The sequence below is a fragment of the Pontiella sp. genome (assembly GCF_041622395.1).
Lineage (GTDB): Bacteria > Verrucomicrobiota > Kiritimatiellia > Kiritimatiellales > Pontiellaceae > Pontiella.
On record NZ_JBFJYW010000388.1, the window covers coordinates 1 to 2,754 of the forward strand.

Consider the following 2,754-nt stretch of genomic DNA (forward strand, 5'->3'; position numbering starts at 1 on the left):
CCTCTGTGGTGAAAATACGAAGTTCTAGGTGATACGCTGCACTAGGTCGGACGTCCGCCGGGGTTGGAATGGTTCCGCCTGGCTCCGATACGCCCAACAAGGTCGCCCGCGCTTGAGCGGGTGTGGCGTTATCTTCCGATGTGGGTCCGTACGGCGTCGATCGAATCGCCGACCGTTTCGATAATATCCGCCAATTCTTGGTCGGTGAGCTCGAGTTTTTTCGTCCAGTATTGCACTTCGTATTGCTGGCGGAGATTGATTCGTCCTGAGTCGTTCGGTGTCGGCATTGGTAATCCTTTCGTGTGGTTTCGGCATCCCCGTGGGGGTTCAATTGCTCGCTACAGTACGTTGAATTCATGTTTTGGGACAGAGAAATCGCCGGAGGGGGCAGATGCGGCATAAACAACCGCGCCGCCGACTGCCGCCGAACTACACAAGCTTGCCCGATTCCTACAAGGCGCAGTTGCGCCGCCTTTGGTAGATTCGCGGGTGACGATGGTGAAACGCTTTAAAGGAGTTGTGCGATGAATCTTCGAATCGGTGTGGCGGCAATCAACGCGGCAGGGAAACGGCACTTCGCTCGGAGTCGCTTTTTTATTCGGGGCTGTTTCGGCCTTGCGCTGGCGGTCGGGCTTCCCGCGGCGGCCACTCCGGCGGTCGATGGAATCGACTGGGAAACCCTGATGGCCGACCACGATCTGGTCTGGGGCAGCCTGCCGGATGTCTGGTACGAAGCGCCGTTTTTGGGCAATGGCGAGCAGGGCACCATGATGTACCGGCTCGACGACCAGACCCTGCGGTGGGATGTCGGTTGTTCCGCCGCGCACGATCATCGCTCGATCGACGACGACGATCTTTCGGAAAAGAACGTGGCCACGCTCAACCGCGGACGCTTGTTCATCGGCCACTTGGAGCTGTCGATGCCGGAAGCCCTGACGGGCACCCAGTCGCGCTTGTCGTTGTGGAATGCCGAAGCGGCGGGGACGTTTGGTTCGGACGGCGGTACGGTCGTGTGGAACACGTTGGTTCATGCCACCGAACCCGTGATGCGCTTCGAAACCGTGGCCTTCGGCGATCTTGCCGGTGCCGCCTTCACCTACGTGGCCGAGGATGCCAAGAATCCCCGCGCCGTCCGTGCCGGAACGGAACGTGTCCCGGCCAACCCGGCGGCGGTGCTCGCGACCCTCTCCGACGGGGTCAAGACCGCCGTGCACGACTATTGGGCCGGGGGACAGACCGCCGTGGCCTACTATGAAGAAGAGGTCGGCGGCACCAACCGCCTGTGGCTGAGCGTCCAGCATAGTTATCCCGAAACCAACGCGGTGGATCTTGCCGTGGCGGCGGTGCGTTCGGCCGCGGCGGCCGATCAGGCTGCATGGGTGCAGGCCCATCGCGACTGGTGGCATGCCTACTATCCCCAAAGCTTTGTTTCAACCGGCGACGGATACTGGGACTCCTTCTACTGGATCCAGCAATATAAAATGGCCTGCGCCACGCGCGACAACGGCTGGATTATGGATAACCAAGGGCCGTGGCTCCAGCCGACCGCCTGGAACGCCACCTGGTGGAACCTGAACATTCAGCTTTCCCACAGCGGGGGCTTCAAAGCCAACCGCCGTGAAATGGTGTCGGCACTGAGCCATCGGCTCGACGTCAACCGCGCCGCGCTGGCGCGCAGCGTGGCCGAAGAGTACCGGGACGATTCCTATGCCATCGGGCGCTCGATTTCCGGGTTCGACCTGCTGGGCCATAGCGGCGAGCCCGGGGGGCGCTCGGGCGTGACGGACGCGAATCTGAGCAAGGAGTGCGGCAATCTGCTCTGGGGGCTGCACACTGTCGATTTGGAATACCGCTACTGGCTCGACACCGACCTGCGCGACGACGTGCTTTACCCGTTGCTGACCCGGGCGGTGAACTATTACCGCCACTTCCTCGAAGAGGAATCCGACGGACTCTACCACCTGCCGAGCACCCACAGCCCCGAGCTGACCAATGTGGAAGACTGCACCTACGACATCGATCTCCTGCACTGGGGCGTTGGCCGCCTGCTGGAGCTGGCGGACGAACGGGGCTTTAGCGCGGCCGAAGAGCCGATGATCCCCGTCTGGACCGACCTCCAAGCCAAGCTCGTGCCCGCACACACCAATGAAACCGGGCGAATGATTGGGCGGGACACCCCGCTCAATACCGGCCACCGCCATTGGTCGCACCTGCTGGCGGTCTATCCCTTGCGCACGCTCACTCCGGAAATCCCTGCCGACCGCGAGCTGATCCAAACCAGCCTCGACCGCTGGCACAGCTTTGGCTCGGGCATCGCCGGCTATGCGTTCACGGGCGCTTCCTGCATGTCGTCGATGCTCGGCAATGGCGACGACGCGCTGAACTATCTCAACACGTTGAAGGGGTATCTCAAGGCCAACACGATGTATTCCGAGATCGGACTGCCCGTGATTGAAACCCCGATCCACGGCGCCTCCGCCATTCAGGAAATGATGCTGCAAAGCTGGGGCGGTCGCCTGCGCGTCTTTCCGGGCCTGGCCACGAGCTGGACCGATGCGCAGTTCAAAAACCTGCGCGGCGAGGGCGGGTTCCTGACCACTGCGCGGCGCGAAGGCGGCGCAACGCAGTGGGTGCTGGTGGAAGCCGAGCTCGGCGGCACCGTGGACGTGGAGCCGCAACTGATCGACGCCGAATGGACGACCTCTTCCGGCGTTGCGGTGAGCAACCTCGGGGCGGGCGTCTACCGCATCGAAA

Annotated in this window: 2 protein-coding genes; one reads left to right on the forward strand and one right to left on the reverse strand. The window is 62.4% G+C overall.

Annotated elements, in window-relative coordinates; genetic code table 11:
• Positions 1-128: 128 nt before the first annotated feature.
• A complete protein-coding gene (locus tag ABYO54_RS15860) occupies positions 129-287 on the reverse strand; it encodes a DUF3606 domain-containing protein (RefSeq protein ID WP_372809206.1) in 159 nt (52 codons plus the stop codon).
• Between the two features lie 237 nt (positions 288-524).
• Here ABYO54_RS15860 and ABYO54_RS15865 point away from each other — a divergent pair.
• On the forward strand, positions 525-2,754 hold a 2,230-nt coding region (locus ABYO54_RS15865; RefSeq protein WP_372809207.1), incomplete at its 3' end, for a glycosyl hydrolase family 95 catalytic domain-containing protein.